The 24428-nt window shown below is 44.4% G+C and carries 24 protein-coding genes and 1 tRNA gene; 6 read left to right on the plus strand and 19 right to left on the minus strand.

Translation table 11 applies throughout. The features are described from left to right. Nucleotides 1-33 precede the first annotated feature (33 nt). The 3 genes from K7399_RS07800 to K7399_RS07810 all read right to left on the minus strand — a co-directional run bounded on the left by K7399_RS07800 (nt 34) and on the right by K7399_RS07810 (nt 4482). Nucleotides 34-2004, minus strand: coding sequence for a fructose-1,6-bisphosphatase (locus K7399_RS07800; protein WP_223362572.1), 1971 nt, complete (start codon nt 2002-2004; stop codon nt 34-36). A 431-nt stretch (nt 2005-2435) separates the two neighbouring features. After that, entirely contained in the window at nt 2436-3509 is a 1074-nt protein-coding gene (locus K7399_RS07805) for a PTS sugar transporter subunit IIC (protein WP_368656035.1), read from the minus strand. A 31-nt stretch (nt 3510-3540) separates the two neighbouring features. Next, the gene (locus K7399_RS07810) at nt 3541-4482 is read right to left on the minus strand and encodes a 2-dehydropantoate 2-reductase (RefSeq protein ID WP_028976658.1); all 942 of its coding nucleotides are present in this window, start codon (nt 4480-4482) and stop codon (nt 3541-3543) included. Between the two features lie 375 nt (nt 4483-4857). On the opposite strand from K7399_RS07810, the gene K7399_RS07815 reads away from it, so the two are divergent. Together K7399_RS07815 and K7399_RS07820 are read left to right on the plus strand one after the other, a co-directional pair. Beyond that, entirely contained in the window at nt 4858-5775 is a 918-nt protein-coding gene (locus tag K7399_RS07815; RefSeq protein ID WP_028976657.1) for a YczE/YyaS/YitT family protein, read from the plus strand. Between the two features lie 86 nt (nt 5776-5861). Beyond that, nucleotides 5862-6863, plus strand: a complete 1002-nt coding sequence (locus K7399_RS07820) for a zinc-dependent alcohol dehydrogenase family protein (RefSeq protein ID WP_028976656.1) — start codon at nt 5862-5864, stop codon at nt 6861-6863. 59 nt (nt 6864-6922) lie between these two features. Here K7399_RS07820 and scfB read toward each other — a convergent pair whose 3' ends face one another. From scfB to K7399_RS07845, 5 genes are all read right to left on the minus strand, one after another. After that, nucleotides 6923-8329 carry a thioether cross-link-forming SCIFF peptide maturase gene (gene scfB, locus K7399_RS07825; protein WP_028976655.1) on the minus strand — a complete coding sequence of 469 codons (1407 nt, stop codon included), beginning with the start codon at nt 8327-8329 and terminating at the stop codon, nt 6923-6925. Between the two features lie 190 nt (nt 8330-8519). Then, on the minus strand, nt 8520-8669 hold the full coding sequence (gene scfA / locus K7399_RS07830; RefSeq protein WP_037563235.1) for a six-cysteine ranthipeptide SCIFF: 150 nt from the start codon (nt 8667-8669) through the stop codon (nt 8520-8522). 119 nt (nt 8670-8788) lie between these two features. Further along, complete coding sequence (locus tag K7399_RS07835; protein WP_156031454.1) at nt 8789-8929, minus strand: hypothetical protein; 141 nt, start codon at nt 8927-8929, stop codon at nt 8789-8791. Nucleotides 8930-9301: 372 nt separating this feature from the next. Continuing rightward, nucleotides 9302-9442: a hypothetical protein gene (locus K7399_RS07840; RefSeq protein WP_156031452.1), complete on the minus strand. Its 141-nt coding sequence runs from the start codon at nt 9440-9442 to the stop codon at nt 9302-9304. Between the two features lie 222 nt (nt 9443-9664). Further along, nucleotides 9665-9883: a hypothetical protein gene (locus K7399_RS07845; protein ID WP_028976653.1), complete on the minus strand. Its 219-nt coding sequence runs from the start codon at nt 9881-9883 to the stop codon at nt 9665-9667. 615 nt (nt 9884-10498) lie between these two features. Here K7399_RS07845 and K7399_RS07850 point away from each other — a divergent pair. Beyond that, nucleotides 10499-10572: transfer RNA gene (locus tag K7399_RS07850), tRNA-Arg, on the plus strand. Between the two features lie 330 nt (nt 10573-10902). Here K7399_RS07850 and K7399_RS07855 read toward each other — a convergent pair. After that, nucleotides 10903-11160, minus strand: a complete 258-nt coding sequence (locus K7399_RS07855) for a holin (protein ID WP_223362573.1) — start codon at nt 11158-11160, stop codon at nt 10903-10905. A gap of 227 nt (nt 11161-11387) precedes the next feature. Between K7399_RS07855 and K7399_RS07860 the strand changes: the two genes are divergently transcribed. Beyond that, nucleotides 11388-12161 (plus strand): 2-keto-4-pentenoate hydratase, encoded by a 774-nt coding sequence (locus tag K7399_RS07860; protein ID WP_128166854.1) that lies wholly within the window; start codon nt 11388-11390, stop codon nt 12159-12161. A gap of 59 nt (nt 12162-12220) precedes the next feature. On the opposite strand, the gene K7399_RS07865 is transcribed toward K7399_RS07860, so the two are convergent. Together K7399_RS07865 and K7399_RS07870 are read right to left on the minus strand one after the other, a co-directional pair. Further along, nucleotides 12221-13792, minus strand: a complete 1572-nt coding sequence (locus tag K7399_RS07865) for a DUF4153 domain-containing protein (protein WP_223362574.1) — start codon at nt 13790-13792, stop codon at nt 12221-12223. Nucleotides 13793-14278: 486 nt separating this feature from the next. Next, on the minus strand, nt 14279-14641 hold the full coding sequence (locus tag K7399_RS07870) for a 3D domain-containing protein (RefSeq protein WP_028976649.1): 363 nt from the start codon (nt 14639-14641) through the stop codon (nt 14279-14281). 943 nt (nt 14642-15584) lie between these two features. On the opposite strand from K7399_RS07870, the gene K7399_RS07875 reads away from it, so the two are divergent. Together K7399_RS07875 and K7399_RS07880 are read left to right on the plus strand one after the other, a co-directional pair. Next, nucleotides 15585-15932 carry a hypothetical protein gene (locus tag K7399_RS07875; RefSeq protein ID WP_028976851.1) on the plus strand — a complete coding sequence of 116 codons (348 nt, stop codon included), beginning with the start codon at nt 15585-15587 and terminating at the stop codon, nt 15930-15932. A gap of 177 nt (nt 15933-16109) precedes the next feature. Continuing rightward, nucleotides 16110-16532 carry a hypothetical protein gene (locus tag K7399_RS07880; protein WP_028976850.1) on the plus strand — a complete coding sequence of 141 codons (423 nt, stop codon included), beginning with the start codon at nt 16110-16112 and terminating at the stop codon, nt 16530-16532. Between the two features lie 34 nt (nt 16533-16566). Here the strand turns inward: K7399_RS07880 and ligD are convergent, their stop codons facing one another. The 8 genes from ligD to K7399_RS07920 all read right to left on the minus strand — a co-directional run bounded on the left by ligD (nt 16567) and on the right by K7399_RS07920 (nt 24416). Then, nucleotides 16567-17484, minus strand: coding sequence for a non-homologous end-joining DNA ligase (gene ligD / locus K7399_RS07885; protein ID WP_051577883.1), 918 nt, complete (start codon nt 17482-17484; stop codon nt 16567-16569). Beyond that, entirely contained in the window at nt 17462-18433 is a 972-nt protein-coding gene (locus K7399_RS07890; protein WP_223362575.1) for an ATP-dependent DNA ligase, read from the minus strand. The genes ligD and K7399_RS07890 overlap by 23 nt, the downstream gene beginning before the upstream one ends. Beyond that, on the minus strand, nt 18434-19255 hold the full coding sequence (gene ku / locus K7399_RS07895) for a non-homologous end joining protein Ku (protein WP_028982792.1): 822 nt from the start codon (nt 19253-19255) through the stop codon (nt 18434-18436). A 994-nt stretch (nt 19256-20249) separates the two neighbouring features. Further along, a complete protein-coding gene (locus K7399_RS07900) occupies nt 20250-20774 on the minus strand; it encodes a metallophosphoesterase family protein (protein ID WP_028976846.1) in 525 nt (174 codons plus the stop codon). Further along, nucleotides 20774-21376, minus strand: coding sequence for an XTP/dITP diphosphatase (locus K7399_RS07905; protein WP_128166856.1), 603 nt, complete (start codon nt 21374-21376; stop codon nt 20774-20776). The genes K7399_RS07900 and K7399_RS07905 overlap by 1 nt, the downstream gene beginning before the upstream one ends. Then, a complete protein-coding gene (gene rph, locus K7399_RS07910; protein ID WP_128166858.1) occupies nt 21373-22125 on the minus strand; it encodes a ribonuclease PH in 753 nt (250 codons plus the stop codon). Before rph ends, K7399_RS07905 begins: the two co-directional genes overlap by 4 nt. Nucleotides 22126-22227: 102 nt before the next feature. Then, nucleotides 22228-23250: a GerMN domain-containing protein gene (locus tag K7399_RS07915; protein WP_128166860.1), complete on the minus strand. Its 1023-nt coding sequence runs from the start codon at nt 23248-23250 to the stop codon at nt 22228-22230. A gap of 191 nt (nt 23251-23441) precedes the next feature. Continuing rightward, entirely contained in the window at nt 23442-24416 is a 975-nt protein-coding gene (locus tag K7399_RS07920; RefSeq protein WP_028976842.1) for a glycosyltransferase family 2 protein, read from the minus strand. Nucleotides 24417-24428: the final 12 nt, after the last annotated feature.

Here is a 24428-nt window from a genome sequence, read left to right on the forward strand (position 1 = left end):
ACAAGACCATCGCGCCTTGTTTGGACGTTTCGTTTAAACCAAGAAATGTTCATTGGGACGATCCGTTTGAATGCATGCCTTTTTTTGATATTTATAAAAGAGCAATTGGTCCAGCACAGCAATTTGCTTCATCAGTTCACGACCAACATTGGTTTCTCGAACCTTTTTCCGTCGCAATCTTCGATCAACCAGCCGCCGTACCGAAAACACATCGGTTCCGTTCATCAGAACGTCTTCTTTTGAATGAAAATGTTGATGCGCGACGAGTTGCATCCCATAGGAATTGTAAAGCAGTGTGTACCCGGCTATCCCGGTTTTCGGCTGATATGCTTTAGAAAAGCCGCCATCAATGACAATCATTTTGCCGTTTGCTTTAATTGGATTCTCTCCGTTCCGTTCTTCAACCGGCGTATGCCCGTTAATGATGTGTCCCTCATCAGGATCAAGATCAAATTCACGCAAAATGTTTCGGCAAATCGATTCCTGTTCACGCAATGCATAGTAAGGATTTTTTTGTTCGACATGGGTTTCCTTATCTTCAATAAAGTAGCGTTCAAAAGTCGTCATTTCTTTCTTGCCAAACAACGAAGAGTTCTCTCCGGTCCAAAGATACCAAACCATATCCGTTGCAAAGTCATCCGTTTCCTCAGGATGGGCAAAACTGTCACGTACGAAACGTTCAAAGGCATCAAGCAGCTGTTTCCCAGACAAAGGCTTTCCCTGAACCGTCATTTGCTTCATGCTTCCGTCTTCATTAAGTGGAATGCAGCCGTGAATAAGCAGATTCCCGTTATAGTTGAGGTAGAGGCTCCCTTTATTGACTAAAAAGTTCATATGCCTAGCCAGCTTTTCAGAATGCTGCATCGAATAGAGCAGTTTATCGATCACCTGGGTCTCTTCGTCAAGCAGCCTGCCCGGATCATCGCGATCAATGGTCGCAAAGCACGTCTCTTTAAGCGGGTAGGTCTTCCCGTTTAGGTCAATGGTTTGCTTTTCAAAATTGACGCATTCGAGAAGCATTCGATGCTCCATATGAAACTCCGGACGCCGTTTCATAATTTGCATTTCTAATTTAAATTGAATGATTGCAATCGCTTGATGAATCTTCGTTATTTGCAGCCGTTCTTCTTCCGAGAGTCGGTCTTCACGCACGACTTTTGGCCGGAATGATTGTCGATCATGATAATACTTATCCGCAAGATTGAGCAAAGGGATCAGGTTGATTCCATAGACATCCTCGATAATATCAAGGTTATTATAACGAGCACAAATGCGAATCAAGTTGGCAAGACACACTTTTGAACCTGCATAAGCCCCCATCCAAAGCACGTCATGATTGCCCCACTGAATATCCGCAGAGTGGTAGCTCATCAGCGTATCCATAATTCGATCCGGGTATGGTCCGCGATCATAAATATCACCGACAACATGGAGATGATCGACAACCAATCGCTGGATGGTATACGCCAGTCCGATGATCAATTTATTTGCCTGACCTAATGAAATAATCCGATTAATAATTTTGGAGTAATACTCTTTTTTATTGGAGAATTCGTCCGTTTTGTAAAGGAGTTCCTCGATAATGTAGACAAAATACTCTGGCAGCGCTTTGCGCACCTTGGATCTTGTATATTTTGTGGACGCAAACGCGGTCAGTTTAATCATTCGTTCAATCGTTGTCTTCAGCCAGGTGTTAAAGGAATCTTGATGAAGCGTCTTTCGTACAAGTTGAAGTTTTTCCTCCGGGTAATAAACGAGGGTGGCAAAAGCATCCGTTTCTTCTTGTGTCCAATTTTTAAATAAATCGCTGATTTTCTGTTTCACATTGCCGGAACCGTTTCGAAGCACATGCTGAAATGCGTAATATTCTCCATGAAGATCACTGACAAAATGCTCGGTTCCCTTTGGCAGATTCAATATTGCCTCAAGGTTTATCAATTCGGTCACAACTTTTTCTTCACGATCATACCTTTCAGCGAGCAAATCCAAATAGTTTGTGTCCATTGGTTTCTCCTTCACCCCTAAAATAGTGCTGATTCGCGCCAATAAAGATAGCGTTTTCAACGGAACGTTTAAAGAAAAACATCTCCTGTTCCAATCGCTTCTATCATCGTTTAAGTATATCACATTAAACAATATGTGTCTCATATTTGTTTTTCATTCTGATTAAGAAACGAAATCACGTCGCATCACAGAATCATCATCAAACAGAGGCTGTCCCAAAAAGAGATTCACCTCCTGACGTGCCATGTCTGCCGCATCACAACGCTCGAATCCATGCGCATTACAATTAAACAAAGGGTGTCTCATCGTGATCGACCATTGAGACACCCTGCATATTCTATTTAAAAACAATCTATGCTTAGCTGTGGGCGATTCCGCATTGCCCCTTTTGCGGCATCTTAGGACGTCGCGCGCTGCACATTATCTCTCCATCATCCGAGATAATGGAATACTTTTCCTTTTTTATATAGGCGCAATAGTTTTTCGAGCACAAACTGCACGAGAAGGCCGGCAACGATCGGGATGATGAACCAAACGAGGACGGCAAGCCAGGGATTAAGGCCGGCGGTAATCGAGGCAAGGGGGCCTACCAAGCCGACGAGACCGAACCCGGCGGATGAAGGGACACCGGATACACCGAACACTGCAACCGGGACGGCGCTGACAACGGCAGTAGTTAGAATCGGAAGCAGGATAATCGGATGGCGGAACAAATTCGGCATCATCATCTTCATTGCCCCTAACGCAATGGCCAAGGTCACTCCGGATTTATTCACTCGCCACGAATGAATAACCAGAACGATCGTCGTTACAGCAACACCCATGGCTGCCGCACCCGCAGAGACACCATTCAGTTGAATTGCCATTCCAATTGCAACGGTCGATATTGGTGAGATAATGAGAATCGCAAATGAGCAGGCAATCAAGATACTCATCAAAATGGGTTGAAGTGTTGTAAAGGCATTAATGATTCTGCCCAATGATGTCGTAATGTAGGAAACGTACGGCAGCAGAATCAAGCCAATAATACCGGCACCTCCGCCAATAACAATCGGAGAAAGCACAATGCTCACCGACCCAAATTTCGCCCCGATCCAAAGCACCATAAGCACTGCGATCGATGCTGTAATCATTGTATTAATCAGATCTCCGGTCCCAGCGCTTAGATAGCCGCCCACTGCGTGGGTCACATTGTTTGTAATCGCCGGTGAAAACTGCGTGACACCTGAGCCCACATAAGCCGCCCCGGCAACCACCGCCATATTCATCGGACTAAATTTGAATTGCACAGCGATTAACGCACCAATAAGCAGTGGTGTTGCGACTTGAAAAACAACAACCGCATGGGAAATAAAAAGCGCGATGCTATTATCGCCAAACAAATTAAGAATCGCACACAGTACTGCGTTGGGAATCAGACCGACAATGATCCCTAACGCTGTTCCCGACAGTACTTTGTTTATAAAAACTTTCGTGGTGAGTCGTTCTTCATGTTCCGTCATCATCAATTCCCCCTTTATGAATCCTGGGCTTCAGCTACTTTGCTTTAAGGATTTGTTCCTTCGCATGAATCAATTCTGTCAATAAAGCACAATAAGGTGTCGGTACGCCATAAGCCGCTCCTTTTCTAGCAACAGCACCATTAATATAATCAATTTCTGTCAAACGATTATTTTTGATCAAATCCTGATGCATGGATGGATAGTGAAGACCAATCCCATTCGGATCAAAGGTCTCAACCACATGCTGCAAAATTTCCTTTTGATCGAGGATGACATGCTCTTTTGCCGCGACTGCAGCAAACTCACTGATAATGGCTTTAAGAATCGGAATGGCTTCGGTTGTCGCGCCAAGTTCGCTAATGTTTGCGTTCAAAATCGTGCACGTACTGTTCAACGTCCCGTTCACGCACGCTTTTCGCCAAACCGAATACTTCACATTGCTGCTGTAAACCCCGTTTAGACCGGCGTTTCTCAATTCGGCAACAATTTTTTTGGCATGCTTTTCACCCTCAGCATCAATATTTTGTAATTCTACTTCTCCGGTTCCAAATAGCTTTACTTTCCCCGGTCCTTCCAATCCCGCCGTCCACATCGTAATACCGAGCACGATGTTTTTTTTGGGTACATAACGCGCGAGCGTATCCTCATGCCCTAGGCCATTGAGCAAACAAAGGACCATCGTTTCCGATCCCAAAAGCGGTTTAATCGATTGAAGCATGTCTTCCAGCTGCATGGCCTTTGTAAACACGATGATTAGATCGGCCGGCGTACTGTTTGACGCTATTTCATCAGGATAGAAAATGGGCATTCGTGTTGTACTCCGTTGGCCATTAATGTTCGCGCTTAACCCGTTTTTTTTAATTGCTTCAACATGTTCACGCCATTTATCAATCAGAACGACATCGTTTCCTGCATGGTGCAGCATCACTCCAAAACGGCTCCCCATCGCGCCGGCCCCCGCAATCACTATTCTCATTTTTTATTCCTCCTGGCTGATCGTTTTGTATGCGATTACATAATATTCTCACCGTGACGTTTTTGTGAAATTTTTCCCATATTTTCATCTCGGATGAGGCGTAATCAAAAAGCGCATTCTATCAATTAGAAACGTGGCCTCAAGGCAACTGAAAAAACTTTTCACACGTGTTTTATCCGCCTTGAATCGCGCCGCTCGGCTAACGCTATCCTTGACAAAATAATGAGTTATTGAAAGAATTAATAGAGAACTACCGCCCGGAAATAAATTTCATAATTGTCGCTCATTGATACGGAGGAACTGCAGAATCAATGGGACATCAAATCATTTTAGCTTTTGACAACAGCATAGAGCAAAAAAATTGGAGGAAATTCTGTGATTGAAGAAGAAACGCATCCGCATAAGTTTTTTGAACGCGTCATTAGATCTTTAGTTTCCCTCGTCGGCGTAGCCATTCTCGCACTGGGTGCGACACTGTGCAAAGTCGGCAATGTCGGTCTTGATCCATTTACTGCAATTAATATCGGCATATCAGACAAGCTGCATTTAAGCTTGGGCGTTTATCAACTGCTGGCGAATATTGTGATCATCGTCCTTGTCCTTCTCCTTGATCGAAAAAAGATCGGAATCGGAACCGTTTTTAATATGGTACTTGCCGGTTTCCTGATCGATTGGTTCTCAACCCTATATTCGACCATATTCCACTATCAGCCAACCCTGCTGACATCAATCGTAAACGGTATTCTTGGTTTGCTGGTCTTTACACTCGGTACCTCACTCTACATGACCGCAGACCTCGGCGTCGCTCCCTACGATGCACTCGCCCCGATCGCATCAACGCGGCTGAAGATCCGTTATCTCTATTGCCGTATCGTACAGGATATCGCTTTTATGATCGGCGCATTGATCATGGGCGGACCAATTGGCCTCGCAACAATTATTATTTCGTTCTTTGCCGGACCGCTGATTACCTTTTGGGATCAGCATGTCAGTGAAAAAATGATAAACCAGCTCGTCGATTTCAGCAAAGAGCCATCCGGTAAAAAAATTGGACACGGCATCGATGTTGCAGGAAAATCAACTTACAATTTGGTGAAGGGAAGTTATATTCACACGGTTGAAATACAAAAAAAGCTCTCGCATTTTTCAGATCAAGAACTCGAACAGAAGACTCGACAGGTACGTCAAACCGCCACACAGGCACGCCGGGTGCTGAGAACTTCATTTGCCCAATTGCTTCTTCTGAAAAAAGAGCAGAACCGCAGAAAAAAATCGGAGGATAAACAGGATTAGTCCTGTTAAAAAGGGTAAATAATAGTGTATCTGTTTTACACCCAAATTCGCGTCGTACGTGCCTAATAGGAAAGGAGTTTTTTACTATGAAAGCACTTGTTTTAACGGAAAAAGAACATATGGAAATGCAGGATCGCCCTGCAGCTCCACTAAAAAATCACGAAATCAAAGTAAAAGTCAGCTATGTCGGTGTTTGCGGCACAGACAAACATTTGTACAAGGGGCTTCCCGGTTCAGGTGATGCCAACATGCCGGTTGTTCTCGGACATGAAGTTTCCGGAGTCATTGCTGAACTGGGATCAGAGGTTCACGGCGCTTTAAACGTCGGTGACCGGGTTGCGATCGACCCCAATATTCCATGTGGATTTTGCCATTTCTGCCACGAAGGCCGTCCTCAGCTTTGCGAAAACAATCAAGCAGTCGGTGTCACACGAGACGGCGGTATGGCCGAATTTGTGAACGTACCGGAAACAAACGTCTATCCGATTCCAGATAGCCTCTCGTTAAAAGCTGCTGCGATGGTGGAACCGGTCAGCTGTGCGGTTCACGGCATTCATGAATTAATGATCAAGCCCCATTATACCGCTTGTGTGGTTGGCGATGGCTTTATGGGACAGATCTTCACCGCTATCTTGGCAAGTATGGGCCTTAAGAAGGTTGCCGTCAGTGGCCGGAATCCAAAGAAGGTTGCGCTGCTCAAGCAAATTGGTGCCGATGACGTGTTCAATCCTGAGAAGGAAGAACATGGAGAAAGCTATGATCTTGTGATTGAATGTGTCGGCGTTACCGCAACTCAGGAACGCGCGATCGCCTTGGCACGCCGCGGCGGACAGGTACTGATGTTCGGCGTCGCTGATCCTGAAGCTTCGATTCGAATTAACGCTTATGATGTCTTTTTTAAGGAATTGACCATAAAAGGTGCATTTATTAATCCTCACGCCATGCAGGATGCGATACAGATGATGACAAATCGAATTGATGTCGAAACACTAATCACGCATGAGCTGCAGCTCGAGGATATTCCAAAAATGCTCGATGGAACAATTAAGGAAAAAATCACGAAGGCGGTTGCTCGCATCGCTCAGTGATCTGATCATAAAAAAGATCCCCTCTCAAAATGAGAAGGGATCTTTTTTATGACTTAAATTCACTGATTCGCTGCCTGTTTTTCCCGGTCCATCGCTTTCATCGATTGGGCGACCTTGATCATCATCGCACATTCAATCCGCTTGCGGAAGATGTCGCAGCTGAATTCAAAGTTGCCATTAAGCGAACCGGTTGCATGCAGCGAATTGGCCGGGCAGCCGCCGCTACAGTACAATTTTGCCCAGCAATCTTGGCATTCCGGTTTCGAATAGCAGTTGGTTTCTTTAAATGCTTCCTGAATTTCCGGTGTTTTAACTCCGTCCCAAATATTTCCCATGCTATAGGTTTCTTCGCCAACGAACTGATGACAAGGAAACAGCTCACCTGTCGGCGTCACGGCCAAATATTCGGTCCCTGACCCGCAACCTGAAATTCGTTTATGAATACAAGGGCCATCATTCAAATCCAGCATGTAATGATAGAAAATGAATCCTTTGCCCTCTTCTTCACGTTTCAGCATTTCTTTGGCAAGGATTTCATATTGCTCATAGATGACCGGAAGATCCTCTTCCTTAAGCGCATACGGTTCCTTAGGATCACAAATAACCGGTTCCATTGAAAGACGGTCAAAACCAAGATCGGCCATATGAAAAAGATCATTAGTAAAGTCAACATTATTATGTGTAAATGTGCCGCGAACATAGTATTCCTTCTCACCGCGCTTTTTCACGAAGTTTTGGAACTTAGGGACAATATAATCATAGCTTCCCTTTCCCGTGATCGTTTTGCGCAGACGATCATGTACTTCTTTACGCCCGTCAAGGCTCAGCACCACATTGTGCATTTCCTGATTGAGAAAATCAACAACCTCATCACGCAGCAGCAAACCGTTCGTTGTCAGTGTAAAACGGAACTGTTTGTTGTATTCCTTCTCCTTGCTGCGCGCGTAGGCAACGACGCTCTTGACGACCTTCCAGTTCATGAGCGGCTCGCCGCCAAAAAAGTCGACATCAAGGTTACGGTGGAACCCGCAGTTCTCAAGTAAGAAGTCGATCGCTCGTTTGCCGACTTCCTCACTCATGATCGCACGCGGACCATGGTATTTTCCCTGGCTGGCAAAACAATACTCACAAGTCAAGTTACATGTATGAGCAACATTCAGGCATAAAGCCTTCACATAGGTTTTTCGCTTTTTTAGATTAAACGACAGATCTTTAAACGCATCTTCAGAAAAGAGTTTGCCGGTTTTCTTGAGTTCTGCAACATCGTCAATCGTTTCGCGTATGCTTGTTTCTGAAACATCCGTATCCTTTCTATATTTAACTAACATTTGCCTCACAATAGCATCGGGTGCGTTCTTCTCATACATTTCAATCACATCATAAGCGAGATCATCCACAACATGAACCGAGCCGCTATACGTATCAAGCACAATATTGTATCCGTTTAATTTGTATTGATGAATCATCTGATCGATCCGGCTCCTTATTTAAAACAAAATGTTATTCATTACTTCTACGTCGGGCACAGGACGCACACGAAATTCATGTGCATGCTTCGGAGCTTCACTGTGCCAATCATGCTTAATAGAATCATAAATTAGAGCAAAGAAAATAGCCGCCCAGCTGAATGTTCAGTTGAGCGGTTGACTAACGGTCTTATCGATTTGCCGGTTCTGCGCACTGCTGATTGGCAACACCACAAGACGTTTTGCATGCAGACTGGCAGGATGTTTGGCATTCGCCATGTCCGCCATTTGTTGCAGACGCCTTTAAATTCATCGTGTTCAAGGTAACAATTCTTTTCATTTTTTCTAACCTCTTTTCGTTGTCTTCAGACCACTACTCAGATCAGTATACAAAAAGAATCGGCTGGTGACTGTGATGTTTGCCATTGAAAGACATAAAAGAATAAAACAAAGATCTATTTATTTGACATGCTTAACAAGCTGCTGATGCTCAATACGAGCACAGACTTCATTAATCATTAGGATATCTCGTTCTATTTGATCCAGTCGACGATGTGCATCCTTCAGCAATTCAACAAATGAATGGTATTCCTTACTCATTAGTAAACCGCTCCTCTGCGCATTGTTGATCATTCAGATCATCTTAGATCATGTCTGACCACACCTCGATCGTAGCATCCGTTACCGTTTACAACATAATATGTCACCTATATGCACCCTGCAAAATAATCGAAAACCAGCGACAACCAAATAGAAAATTCGCCCCCAATTTCCTCCCGATTTTATTCAAAGCGAACGCTTAAGAAGTTTACTTACAGAAAACAAAAAACGCATAAAGTTGGTTCATATCGATTAAACAAAATGGCTATTTTATACACATTCTATGATTCAACATCAGTATCAATAAAGCTATTCAAAATTCATTAATGCTTAAATTCTGCCCCATTCCTTGGGCGTTTCATTTAGCAGATGCTATTTACCAAAGAATAGTTTATAAACCGTAAAAATCGCTATTCCCCAACCAATAAACCATAAAATTTCCATAACTGCTTTTTTATATTTTTTTGGAACTTTTAACCATAATCGCAACAATCTTTCATCTTCATTTTTCATTAAAGTAGCGACCAACCTTTCTGAACTATCTATTATAATCATAAGGCAAATTTCAACCGTGTAACAACGCATTTTTCATGCGTGACCCCGTATCTTTTACGTCCTCCCACATGATTAACTACATTACGGAGAAGCAATGATAGTTTCTTAAATGTTGAATTTTTATCTTTTTTTAACGGTCACCAGTGCGGAATCAGCTCTTCAATGTCGCCAATCGCAGATTTACCGAGCGCAATCAGCTCTGGTGCCCTGTGCAATCACGGCTTTAACTGCATCCTCTTTAACACTTGCAGCAAATTCAGATGTGAAAACTCCTTTTGCCTTGGCGTCAGCTACAACGCGCTGATTAAAGCCAGCAACGACTGTTTGAGCAATAGAAGTCAATCCATCAATAACCTTCTTAGCAATATCTACTTGCGCTGTATCAAGGTGTTTGTCCACTGCTGCTTTGTCCTAACGGCATCTTTAACAGAGATTCGGCAGCTTTGGGGTATAGCTCTCCTTCTTAAAGAAGGAATGTCATTCCCGAGGACTGCACAATGTTGAGCCGTCATCTTTCTGCTCATTGCATTACATGTAAACGGGTATAATAAAGAAACAAGAAATGTAAAATAAAACCACCAGTGCGTGAACACTGACGGAATAGCAATATCCGCGATAAGAGCGGATGCAGCGCATCAATGAAAACTTACACTTTCGGAAAATGGTCTGCTTCAATCAAAGCCACTGCGCAATGGCATATGAAGCGGATCATTTCTTTTTATCTGACAGCATCAGTATTAGCATTGCAAAACTAGTCATCAATGTTAATGCTTGGATACTATCATCGGCTTTCCCCCCTTCAGAGGGCGTCACCCCGCTCATATGCTTCATTTATCGCCTGTGTGATTATAGCATGTCATACCTATGTTTGAGGAATGAATCAACGGGTATATTGCTTTTGGGATCTTCTGACCAAACAAAAGCACGGATGAAAAAGTTTTTGCAGCAACCATTGACAGATCCTGTCATATTCTCTAAAATAATATAGGTCGTCATGAAAAAGTGAATACATTTGTCCCAGTAGCTCAGCTGGATAGAGCAACGGCCTTCTAAGCCGTGGGTCATGGGTTCGAATCCCTTCTGGGACATAAACGCTGATATAATAAGATTTCTGAAGGAGCCATTTATTTATCAGCAAAATGTAATGAATAATCATATTTTCTTTTCAAAGTTTAGCCTTCTTTCTTGATTTAATGAATCAGAAAAGAAGGTTCTTTTCTATGCCAAGAAATCATGGCAATGGGGCTTTATCCCTGTCAAACTGTTTTTATCAAGCGCTGGTTTACCGATCCGTCATAAAAAAAACTCTGCATCTCAGCAGAGTAAAAAGGTGACTATCCATTTATATAACGGAAGGATTATTCATACTATACAACTATGTTTAGTTATATTTCAAGTGTTTTTTATCGGATCCCCTTTTACCTATGTTTAAAAGTCTCAAATAAACCCGTTGCGGCAAGGCCACTGATTCCACCTGCCCAAACAAGGTAAGCAATAGGGACATCCGTGAACAAGAACGAAGCACAGAATCCGAGAAAGATGCCAATACCAAGGGCGCTTAGCGGCAGATCGTTATCGCTAATTTTGCCGGTTTGCTTTACAGCCTGTACAAGTGCGGTCGTGATCGGCGCGATCAGTGTTGCAATCAACAAAATTTGGTTCATAATTTCCTTCATTCAACCACCTCTAAGCCCTGACATGTATGGAGCATGACGGGCAACATTGTGTTTTCACAAATAGTTTATTCATCGTTTCTTTAAATGAGTGAACCGTTTACCTTAAAAATAAACCCGTTTTTTCTGACTTTTTTGTGAATGAGGGTTGACGCACGATCTCTCAGTATTATAATTAGCACTACGAAAAAAGATAGATAAATAAAAAAACAGAAAAGAAGGCGCTTAGGATGTTGGTTACAAAGGATGATTTATCAGAACAATTGTATCAAGCATTGAGTAAAAATGAACCGCTTGATTTTAAAAATGCGGATACCTCGACATTGAGTTTGGAACATGCCTATGAGGTGCAGCACGCATTTAACGCAAAGAAAAAGGAAACCGTCAAGGGATATAAAATCAGTTTAACAAGCAAACAGACACAAGACATGTTCAGCTCTGATTCGCCGCTTTACGGACAAGTTGTTGCTTCAAGTGTCTTGCATGACGGGGCCGAGCTTGCGTTGGCAACACTCAACGAGCCACTCCTCGAACTCGAATTGGAATTCACCGCCTTGGAAGATTTGTCTCCTGAAGATAACGAAGAACAGCTGCTCGCAAAAACAGATGTTGCCCCCGGTATCGAAGTTCCCGACTCACGTTTCAAGGATTGGTTTCCAAACCTTCCACTTGAACTGGTTATCTCAGACAGTGCCGTGTGCGGTCGACTCGTTGTCGGCAAACCCGCAGCAAAAAAACCGACCGTTGACGAATTAGCCCATGTTCATGCTGATGTGCGCTTGAACGGCAAGCCGCTGACATCAGGAGAAGCATCCGAAGTACTCGGAAATCCACTGCATGCCTTGAAATGGCTTGTTGCACGACTCGCACAAGAAGGAAAAAAAGTCAGCAAAGGAACAACGGTTTCGACCGGTACCTTCTGCTTGCCGAAAAAATTGGAAAAAGGAACTTATGTTGCGACATTTACGCATCACTTGGGCGATGTCACCTTGCATGTGAATTGAATCGATCAATAAGCAAAACAACCGGATTCTCTGCGAATCCGGTTGTTTTGCTTTATTTTTTAATCATCATAGATTTCATGAGAAAGTGATGGATCGAGTTGATTTCGCTGCAAATGTTCTTGATTAAGCAGCTGTTTTGCACGCAGATTAGAGAGATTGAACGATTGCCATGCCTGTGGTTTATTAAGCATCTGTTTCTGTCCAAAGAGTTGGTTTTCCGCGACTTTCCGAACCGAGTCATCCTTGGTCTTGAGCAACTGAACCAAGTAAGGGGTTGCGTCATGCGACAGTGTTGCCAGGTACGCCACATCAATTTTCCCCGTCTGATTGTACCGATCAATGTTCCATCGGGCGATCAATACATCAATATTGGCATAGTTAATCACGACAAACGCGGTTATGCCTGCGAGCAAGTAGTATTTAAATAGCTTGATCCCTTTCTTCCAAATACGAAACAGCGTGACCAGAAATAATACAAAGAGCAGAATCATGAACGCATGGGTAAGCACACGTAAATAAGTAAATCCATACATTTGTTCATAAAGGTACATACGGATAAATGCAGAAACAAGCATGACCATCGTGCAGCAAACGAGCAATGACTCCAAGATTTGTATCGCACGGTTGACGCGCCCGCTACTCTGTTTTGTTAGATGCAGCAGTACCAGTAAAAGTGTAAAGTTGATCAAAGTGACCAGTACCAGTTCAAAAAAACCGCGTCGTGCGTATTCAGCATAGGTAAACTGCTGCGGAAGACCAAGCGAGAAGCTGCCAAACAAATAGGAAAACTGAATCAGTGTAAAGAATACGTAAATGACATTGATTATACTTAGGATGGTCGTTACCACCGTCGCATCCATACAGCCTGCAAACGTCGTCTGCTCCGTTGAATCCGTGTAACGTGCAGGCTGCTTTGGTTTCATCATCAGACTCCAAATATAACTGAACGAAAACAGAGCCACAGCGCTTATAAAAATCAAACGCGGCATTAATGTATCGAGATTGAAACCAGCCAGCCAATGGGGGAATGCCCCTAAATAGTAATTGAATCGCTCATCCGCCGAAGAAAGCAGCATAAGTATGATGACCACGAGCGGAAAGGTGAGTACAATTCCAATGAAGACATTCGTCAACGTTTTGTTTTTCCCACCCGCCGTCCGTCGCCCTATCTGCTCCGCTGCAATTTTAAAAGGAACTGCAAGAAAAGCGAACGGACGATAGATAAAGCCGATCAGTACATCAATCACAAATGAGGGCGCATACCAATCGGCTCTTGCTCGCTTCGCAGAAAGCGTCGTCTGCATCACGATCAGGGTTGAAATCGCGAGCACATTGAGCACCTGAAACACTTCATTTGAGAAAAGGACATAGGTTAACGTCAACAAGAGAATGGGAATCATCAATCCCCCGGCAAAATTTTTCTGTACACATGCTGTGCTGCCCAGGTTCCAGAAAAAAACACCATAAAATGCTAGTACAAATAACGGAACCGAAATACCGAAGGCCTGATCAACAAAGCACTCGTTTGCAAGCAGGCCAAGCAGGATCGTTCCGAGCAAAAGCTTGCTGCCCCTCTGATAGCCATGCGGCCGTTTCTCTTTCGCTCCGTTTTCTGCTAAATCATTGACCATCTGTCGTCACGACCTTTCTTTTTAACTAACTTAATAAAGGATAAGTAAAAACCAGTCATTGCAGGTTGTATCCTCTTCACCACTTCATTCACCTCGATTGGATTATAGCATAGATATTATTGAAAATCAGTATTATTTTATTGTTTTTCGATATGTTTTTACTGTTTTATAACAAACACGGCGAATCATCCACACAAAAGCGGTCACCAGCTGAATAGCATTGCTCTATACGTGCAAAAAAAAGGCATTTTCACTTGTATAAAACAAGCTGAGGCGGGTATACTAACTATGTAAGCGGTAACAAAAAATGAGGATGGTGGGTAAAATGACTGTACTTGGTGTGTTTGGCTCAATTTGTGTGATTATTCCAGTCGTTGCAGCCGTCGCATGGGATCGCTATCATTCGCGGGTGCAATAATAGAGAAAAAGACTTTAATAATGTAAAAGGCCCACGTCCTAAACTCGGGACATGAGCCTTTTTGTTATTTAGTGCCGATAGACACGAATCTTTAGTTTTTTTCTTCCCCACTTAATGGCTTGTTTCCTCGTTTTAAAATGTACATCAATGATTTTTCCTTTAATTCGTCCGCCGGTATCGCGCGCAATCGCATAGCCGTAACCAGGAATGTAAACTTTTGAGCCAAGCGGGATGACACGAGGATCCACCGCAATCGCTTTTGCTTTCGGATGTTTCTTATAATTGTAACCGGTTGCGGTACGGCCCATTTCGCAATAAGCCGTTGCACTGACGGTGATTTTCTTCGATTTACTTTTTGCTGCAGCAAAAGAACTCGGTAGTACGGAGATTAGAAGAACGATCACGGCGAGGATTAATGTTAGTTTTTTCATGACACAACCATCCTTTGTTTTCGTCTGAATACAATTTACCAATTCTATATAACAGCCGTGTATCATAACTGTTCTTGTTTTGTTACAGTTTAAATGCTTCGTGTAATAACCAGTAAGAAAAACCGGGCAAAATACGCCCGGTCCTTAATTTCCAACCATGTATGATGGTCTCCTGTCTTTTCGGTGCTGAATCGCCGCTTCGGTTACTCGCTTGCCGCGGGCGCACCGCGAGTCTGCGGGGTCTCGCTGGCACGCTGTTCCCGCTGGCGCCAGAGTACCTCCGCTTTGACTCTTGGCCAAGACACTGGTCTATTGGCTTGAAAACAGGGCAAAATCATGTACTTTCTTTACCTGTAAGAAAAACCGGGCAAAAAGCGCCCGGTCCTTACTTCCGCCTTCCATTCGGGCTTTGTTCATCACCTTGTGCACAAACGACACTCCAGCTGCTCGCTTGCCGCGGGCGATCCGGAAGCCTCCTCGGACACGCAATTGATCTGCGGGGTCTTCCTTGGCTCGCTGTTCCCGCAGGCGTCTCGCGCTTTCGTGTCTCGAGCTAACTCTTATTGATGAAATTGCCGCTTATCGTTCTACACCAAAGCAAAATCATAAACTTTCTTTACCTGTTAGAAAAGTTTCTTCATACATGTATGATGGTCTCCTGTCTTTTCGGTGCTGAATCACCGCTCCGATTGCTCGCTTGCCGCGGGCGCACTGCGAGCCTCCTCAAACAGACAGGAATCTGCGGGGTCTCGTTGGCACGCTGGTCCCGCAGGCGCCAGAGCCCCTCCGCTTTGATTCTTGGCCAAGACACTGGGCTATTGGTTTGAAGACAGGGCAAATTCTATACTTTCTTTCCCTGTAAAAAAAAGCAGGAATTCATGGCAGAATCAGCGATGTTCTTCCATATACATGAGATGAAGAGCATAGGTTGGAGGGGTCGAAAATGCTGGATGAACTGAATCAATTGGTTGGGAGAAGCTTCAAGCCGCACGAGTTGGATCATTTATGCGCAAAGATAACAGGAGGAAAACTGGAATTTAAGCGGATGTACTGGGAGGAAATCGCACTCTTGGAAACAATGTCCTATCGCGCGGATTCGGGAATTACGTATGTCATTGACTTCCATCTGGATCAGGATCGAGGCGAATATGACAGTATTTTGAAGGTGCATCATATTGACGTGCTAGGACGTTCCCGTCATGCTGCAAATCATGTGCAACTGTTTGTTTTGCTTCTTGTTGTATTGGTCTGCTCGATAACCATCTATGTCCTTTTTACGCTGTTCAAGTAGGGCAAAGAACTCGTTCATCGCTTAATACATAATCGAATTGGCACAATGAATAGAACATTCTTGCTCCAATCCCGCATTTGGTTCATAATAATGGCAGATATCATTCAAGCATGAGATAAAGGAACGGTTTTTGCATTATTTCGACGTTTCCTTTTTAGCTTTACCGGTTTGGAGGTTTTGAACATTTCAATTGAACCATCGCGTATTGTAAAACTCCCGTATATCAACAGTTTAAAGGAAGATCAACTGATCAAGTCTAAAGTGATCACTCAGAATCATTTTTATTCCTACACGATTAAAGCGAATGAAACCGTTTATCCGAAAACATTCGCACTCAGCAGCAATGTTCCGATTATCGACTACATAGGCATTCATTGTTTTTCAGTATGGATTATCGAACCGCGGCGAATGTTCCTTGAAGGCGACCATGTGATCGCGCAAACAAAGAATCGTCGCCTTTACGCAGGAAAGGGAAAATTATTGACAAGTCATTCGCTTATTCTCAGAAATAATGATGACGTAAACTGCGGCGTGCTCGATTTTGCGGATCTCCACTTTATCGGTCGTTTCGCGCGCGGCATCAGCATGAACCGGCAATAAAAAGATTAATGAACTTAGCGCTGATTCATCGTTTCTAGGAGTGATTGAATCCGTTTTTACGCAGTTTCTTAAGCTGTTCAATAATTGCTAGTAATGGATGATTTCGACACTCAAAATAGTGACGCATTGGATCTATTCCCTGATTAACCCGTTCTAAAACCTTGGCAACGGTGAATGCATTCATATTCAGCGCGGAATCAACCTCGTGCCAAAATAGTGGGACAGCCACCGTTGCCCCTTCTTTGCCACGCGGCGAATAGGGACATATGATGGTTTTGCCTTCAGCATGCTGCACGTAATCCAAATACAGCCGGTTTCGCCGATTTTTCTTTAAACGCTCAATGGTAAACAGCTCCGGAAATCGACCGACCAGAACTTCGGCAATAAATGCGGTAAAAAGGCGTGTTTCTTGATAGTTAAGGCTAAGCCCGATGATCGGCAGATGAATCTGTATGCCGCGACTGCCGGAAAGCTTTGGAAAGCTGACAAGCGACAGCCGCTCAAAAAGCTGCTTCATTTCAAGTGCCGCTCTGATGGCAAGAGGAAAGGCCGTGCGCTCCGGAGGATCAAGATCAAAAACAATTTCTTCAGGATGTGCGACAGCCGCTTTTTGATAGGGAATGTGGTACTCGATGGCCAATTGATTACCGAGCCATAGAAGTGTTTTCGCTGTGTTGCATAAAATGTAGCGGCTTCCCTCCGCTTCGTCCGTCTGAACAAAATCCGGCGCATATTCCGGACACTTTTTTTGAAAAAAAGATGGTCCGGGTACACCATGCGGAAAACGAATGACGGTCAATCGCCGCTTAGCAAGAAATGGCAGCATTAAAGGAGCAACCGTATTTAGATAACGAAGAAACTGCAGTTTATTTACTTGCGGATTTTGCCAAATCATTTTCTCCGGATGTGTGATTTGAAATGCACGTATGTCATTGGAAATTGTTGCCTTCATTACTACCCTCCTCTAGAATGCACCGATGCGGATTTTCATCAACAAATGCCAGAATTCTCGGCTGCCTAAGCGATCCATTCTCGGTCCATTCCTGAAATTCAACCTTCACGGTTAATTTTGGTATCAGCCATGATACTTTTTTTACGTTCTCTGGCTGACGCTCAAAGGGATTGGTCTGACTTTTTAGCAGTTCCGCAAGCCGTGTCACTGCTTGCCAATCTTGGCTCGTCAGCGTCCCGCTGCCCACACGCCCAATATAGATCAATCGATGCTCCAAGTCGTATTGGCCGATAAGTAAGGCGTTTACTCTCCCGTTGCGATAGGTAACCGCGCCGACCACAGCGATCAAATCTTCAGTAACTTTTATCTTTCGCCAATTTCCATTTTTTCCGCCAATGCCATAGCGGCTGTTTCTTTTTTTTGAAACAATCCCCTCCATGTGCTTTTCCTTAACACCGGCAAATAAAGCATCTCCGTTATCATAGACTGGGACGAAATGGATCGCGTCTGACAAGGGCAGCCACTGCTGCAGCCGTTCGATTCGATCACTTAACGGACAGGAGTTCAGCCAATCTCCATTAACGTACAGCAAATCAAAAACCATATAAAAAACGCGTATGCTGTCTGTTGCTTTTGCATGTCCGGTCGGGGTGGTACGGTCGCGTTTCATAATTTCATGAAAAGACGGTCGTCCATGGGGATCAAGCGCAATCACCTCGCCGTCAAGAATGAGCGAGGACGCCGGAGACGCGTGAATACTCGAAACCAGTTCCGGGTAATGAAGCGTCCGTTCATGTTGTCTCCGGTTAAAGAGACGCACTTTCTGCCCGTTGCAGTAGGCTAAAAGGCGCACTCCATCCCATTTCACTTGGTGTACCCAATCCGGACCGTTCGGAATCACATCTGCTCTGATCGGCTCAAACGGTTTAATGGGCTGAAATTCCATCATTTACACCGTTTTCTTGCGCCTTGTTGCCGTTTTTCGTCGCGGCTTCGGTTTTGTTTCTTTGACACTCGCTTCCAGAGCCGACAACAAGTCAACCACATTCGGCTGTGCGGTACGCCCCTTCTTTTTCTCCACCGGCATACCAGCGACCTTATCTTCAATCAGTTTTTCCATTTTCAAACGATAATCATCTTTATAGCGGTCCGGTTTAAACGCTGTTGTCAGCTGTTCAATGAGCTGATTTGCAATGGTCATTTCTTTCGGTTCGTTCTCCGTAGTCAGGTCACCGATACCCGGAACCTCTTTAATGCTGCGAACCTCGTCCGGATAATACAGCGTCTCCAAAAGCATACCCTTCTCGAAGCTACGTATCGCGGCGAGATGCTGCTTTGAACGGATAATGATGTTAGCAATCGCTATTTTATCGGAATCATTAATCGCCTGCCGAAGCAATGAAAACGCGTGCAAGCCATTGCCGCTGTCCGGTCCAATGAAATAGGATTTCTCATAATAAATAGGGTCAATCTCACTAAGTTTCACAAAATTAATGATCTCAACATGTTTGTCGGTTTCATCTTGAAGGCTGCTTAGTTCTTCCTCACTGATCGGTACAAACTGCCCCGGCGCGTACTCATAGCCTTTGACAATGGCATCATTTTCAATGGCCTGCCCACATTTCGAGCACGTGCGCGTATAATTGATGGGTGCCATGCAGTCTTTGTGCAGCATTCTCAATCGGATGTCTTTGTTTTCTGTTGCTGTATACAGTTTGATTGGGATATAAACCAGGCCGAATTGTATCGAGCCTTTCCACATTGTTCGCATCGTTCAATCACCTCGCTGCTAGTATGTGCGCGAATAGATATACTTAGTGATGCAGAATCAATTTTCCATCGTGAAAAAGAAAAAAAGCTTCTCAATTGTATTGAGAAGCGAAAAAGGATGTTACCTATCAGAAACAGAAGGCAATCATATTATATAATTTGGAATTCAAAGGACACAAGTCATTTGCATCAAAAACATAAAAAAATTTGATTCACCTTTAAGAAATATACGACACATGGCTGCGTCGTTGAAGAAAATTTGACGAACCAAGCCTCGGCGCCGGTTAAGTCTTAGTTGTTCTAACATTGCATGCATGGAATTTTTATCCTTTTACAGTGCAAAAAAAAGGATCCAATTAAGGATCCAGAAAAGGGGGTTTGCTTTCACGAGTTACATGTTTAGCTTACCAAAGTATTTTCACAAAAGCTACTATTTTATACAATTTTCTTATTATAATAATAATATTTTTTCGTGAACTTAATTTCTGATCGCATCAGTTGATACTGCTTTTTTCAGAACCACTTCACGCCCCGCCGCGCTTTTTAAAATCTGCGGCAAATAGGGAAATTTGATTGTAGCAAGGTTCCCCAGACGGATCAATGACGCTTTACCAAAGGTTCACCACAAGACAAATGAGTAAAATCCAAAAGGGGATACAAAACACCATTGCCCAAAGTACGCCTTTAAAGAAATGACCATCTTCCATGCAAACACCTCGTTTACTGCGCTTCTCGCAATGAAATCTAGTCGCAGTATAGACAAAACGGTGCCAACAGATACTGTTTAAAAGCCGCATGAAAGAAAAAAAGGCATTTTTGCTCGTTCATCTCCCCATTCAAAAAACGAGAGTCGACATAATATGTACTATCAGTTATCAGAGATGATGACTGATAAACGCCATATGAGTGCCCCTCCTCATCACTCCTATCGACGCGGATACAGCCGCAAAAAAGAGAACCGGATGCGTCAATCCGGCTCTCTTTTTGAATTCACTCTACTTTCTGTTAAGGGAAAACGTCTTTGTAAATGCATCGACCGGCGTTCCATCTAAAGTGAAGTAGGAAACCTGAACGTGATTCTCCCCGGGATCAAGATCAAGGAGTACATAAGTACCCTCCTGATAATTGCGCGGCAAACGCAAACTGCCCGGATTGATCACAACCATTCCCTGTTCTTGGAATGTACCGGCAAAATGGGTGTGACCGAAACAAACGATTTGTGCGCCTGCTTCTTGCGCGCGATAACACAAACGCGCCGGAGACTGACGTACACCAAGCAAGTGTCCATGCGCCACAAGGAAGGTCGTGCCGTCAATTACTTTGACTGCTTCGTTTGGGTAGGCACCCGGCAAGTCACAATTGCCTTCAACAGCAATAAATCCTTCCATTTCTTTCTGATCCGGGTTCAATTCAGAATCACCACAGTGAATCATGAAGTCCACTGTTCCTTTATATTGATCCTTTAACGCTTGAATCTCGCGTGTCCATCCATGCGTATCACTGACAATTAATCCCTTCATCACACCTCACCCGTCCAACTTGTCCAATTTTCCTTCAGAACCCGTAAGGCACGTGCCCGATGGCTGATTTGGTTCTTCTCCACTTCTCCCATTTCAGCAAAGGTCGCCTGCCGTTCGGGAATCAAAAACAATGGATCGTAGCCAAAGCCTCCCGCGCCGCGGCGTACTGTAGTGATGATCCCGTCACAACGCCCTTCGGCAAATCGTGTTTGATGCTTAGGCCGGCTGAGTGCTAGCACGCAGACAAAATGTGCGGTGCGTTTTTCTTCAGGCACACCCTTTAACTTGTGAAGCAGCCGATCAATATTACGTTCACTGTCTTTCTCCGGACCGGAATAACGCGCGGAGTAAATTCCCGGTTCACCGTTTAATGCATCGACACAGAGCCCTGAGTCATCGGCCAGCGTAATCAGCCCGGTTGCTTTTGCCAACGCCTCTGCCTTCAAAGCTGCATTTTCGTGAAAGGTATGGCCTGTTTCCGGAACATCCGTTGTTACGCCCAGGTCCTTCAAGGAAAGAACTTCTGCGCCAAACCCTTGCAACAAGACTTTGAATTCTTTTATTTTTCCTGGATTGTTTGATGCAATCAATACCTTAGTCATTTGCTCGTCTCCACCTTCGATTCAACGATCAGCTCACCAAGAACGGCTTTTTCCGTTTCAATGAGTTGATGAATCCCTTTTTTCGCAAGACTGAGCAGTGTCGCCAGCTCTTTTTCATTAAACGTCGCTTCTTCACCGGTTCCTTGGATCTCGATGTACTCATCGTGCCCATTCATCACAATATTCATATCAACGTCTGTGGTCGAGTCTTCTTGGTAGCACAGATCAAGAATTGGTCCATAGACAGGGTGAATCCCGACGGACGTTGCTGCCAAATAAGACTTGATTGGCAGTGCGGCGATCTGCTTACGTTCCTTCATTCGTTGAAAGGCAAGAACCATTGCAACAAATGCTCCGGTGATCGATGCCGTTCGCGTCCCCCCATCTGCTTGAATAACGTCGCAATCAATCCAAATGGTTCGTTCGCCTACGGCATCTAAATCAACCACAGAACGGAGTGAACGCCCAATCAGCCGCTGAATTTCCATTGTTCTCCCCGTTACCTTTCCCCGTGACGATTCACGAATGTTCCGCTCTGGTGTCGCCCGAGGAAGCATCGCATACTCTGCAGTAATCCATCCCTTTTTCTTGCCACGCAGGAAAGGCGGCACGCGATCTTCAATCGTTGCATTGCAAATAACCTTTGTGCTGCCTAGGGTAATCAGAACCGACCCTTCCGGATGAATAATAAAGTTAGGCTGAATCGCTACAGATCTCAATTCATCGCTTGCTCTGCTGTCTGGTCTCATAAATCCATTAGCCCCCGTGTCCTCTTTTACTGAGACTCGACTTTATGAAAAAAGAGGAGCCTCTTTTGCTCCTCTTACTATACCATATTTACTTGAATTAAATTACACGCCGGCAGCATCGACAAATTCTCGAGTGACCGGACCCGACAGTGTTTTTCCCGACTCCAGCATAACTTTAGAAGCCGATCCGATCTGAATTGAAACTTTTTGGATCGCCGGGTCGCCCGTTAAAGTCAGCACGAGGCTGCGAAGCACTTGATCGTTGACGGTTTTTGCTTTTTTATTATCATAAAGTGCATCGTTGAAATGAAGATAAACGGTTCCGTTTGTTAGCTTTGGTTTCTCTGTCAGACGGACATTCGGATCAAGCGGTGAGATGACTTCACTTGCTGAAGGTTCATTAACCAGTGCGTTCACCATACTTGTTACACGATCCTCAGTGACCGCCCTGCGCACCGTTACCGGTACATCATAGGTTTTGCCTTTATTATTGGCGGAAATATAGTAGACCGTCATCGGTTCGCTTCCGGCAATATCTGCAACGTCACCGTAAACTTGATTAATGCCGTTTGCTCGTGTCAGTCCGCTGCCCACCTCCTGTTTACTTGACGGCCATTCAGTAAATGCTTTTCCGTCTACAGTGATGGTTACGGTTTTCACGGCAGGGAACTGGGTTAGCGTCCAGACAATTGATTGAATGGCTTGCTGCTGCCCTCCTGCCGGTGTGTCCAGCAGCAGTTTGGTGAAGTCAGCTGTTGCATTGCCTCTTTGATCAACGGTTACATGATTCACTTCTGTATCAGCGGGCAATGTCGCTTGAAAACCATTTGGGAGCGCATTGGATACAGGGCCGTCACTTACCAAGTAGTTGAGAACCTGTTTTGTTGCCGTATTGCTTTTCGGCAATCCGACAAATTGCGGCGCAAGCAAACCGTTCGCATCCCTCAGATATAAAACACGCTGCGTATATTCTTGCTTTGCAGCAGACTCTGTGAGATCCCGCTTGCTGTTGACATATTTGACACTGCCTGGCTCTTTGTCCGCCACCCCGCCGCATCCGGCAAGTAATGCCATCGACAAAGCCAGTGCTGCGCCTACGCAAACGATCGATGTTCGACGATACATGTTGTACCCTCCTTAATCCCTATGGGTTGTACTAACATGTATACGAGCTATCGAGCCGAATAGACCTTTTGATTCAAAAAAGTTGGCAGTACATGCTTCACCGCGACGCCCAAATCGAAAGATAAATCAAGCAGAGCATAAAAACCCCAAGCGGACGTTTACATCTGCTTGAGGGTTTTCGTTCTTTTGAATCAGCCGTGTTTGACACTTGATAGAGCCCGAACGTGCTTTGCTGCTCCGAAACCTTTCGTCTCCCTGATGATATACAGTGGGCGATCTTTCGTTTCATCATAGATTCTGCCGATGTATTCACCAATCACCCCAAGGATAAAAAGTGTAAATCCGCTGAACAAGAGCTGAATGACAATGAGCGAGGTCCATCCAGGCACAGTGCTCGACGTAAACAATTTCATGCCCAGTGCGATGATCATATAAACGAAACCTGCAAAAGAGAGCAGTGCTCCACCATAAGTTGCGAGTTTCAGCGGTTTATATGAAAATGAGGTTAACCCATCGATCGACAGCTTCAGCATTTTCTTCAGCGGATATTTGGTTTCACCTGCCAGCCGTTCATCGCGAATATACTCAACCGCAGTCTGCTTGAATCCGACCCAGCTGACTAATCCGCGGATAAAGCGATTTTTCTCAGGAATACGTTTCATTTCATCACAAACACGACGATCAATTAAGCGAAAATCACCGGTATCGAGCGGAATATCAATATCCGTCGATACACGCAGGATCCGATAAAATAATGCCGCCGTTTTCTTTTTAAAGAAGCTTTCTCCTTTGCGCTCCATCCGTTTCCCGTAGACAACCTCGAAGCCTTCCTTCCATTTCCCAATCATTTGCAAAATCAATTCCGGAGGATCTTGAAGATCTGCATCAATCACCACAATGGCTTGACCCATCGCGTAATCCATGCCTGCCGTAATCGCAATCTGATGACCGAAGTTACGCGAGAATTCAATCACCTTCACATGGGTATCCCCTTCAGAGATATAATTCAGAATCTCCGAAGTTCGGTCACGGCTGCCGTCATTCACGAACAGCAGTTCATAGCTCTCATAAGTGCGGTCCATAACCGTTTTTAGACGCTTGTAAGAATCATAAATAACCTGTTCCTCATTAAATACAGGGACAACAATAGAATACTTTGTCGTCATCAATAGTCCTCC

The organism is Sporolactobacillus terrae, assembly GCF_019930545.1.
In the GTDB taxonomy this organism is placed as follows: domain Bacteria; phylum Bacillota; class Bacilli; order Bacillales; family Sporolactobacillaceae; genus Sporolactobacillus; species Sporolactobacillus terrae.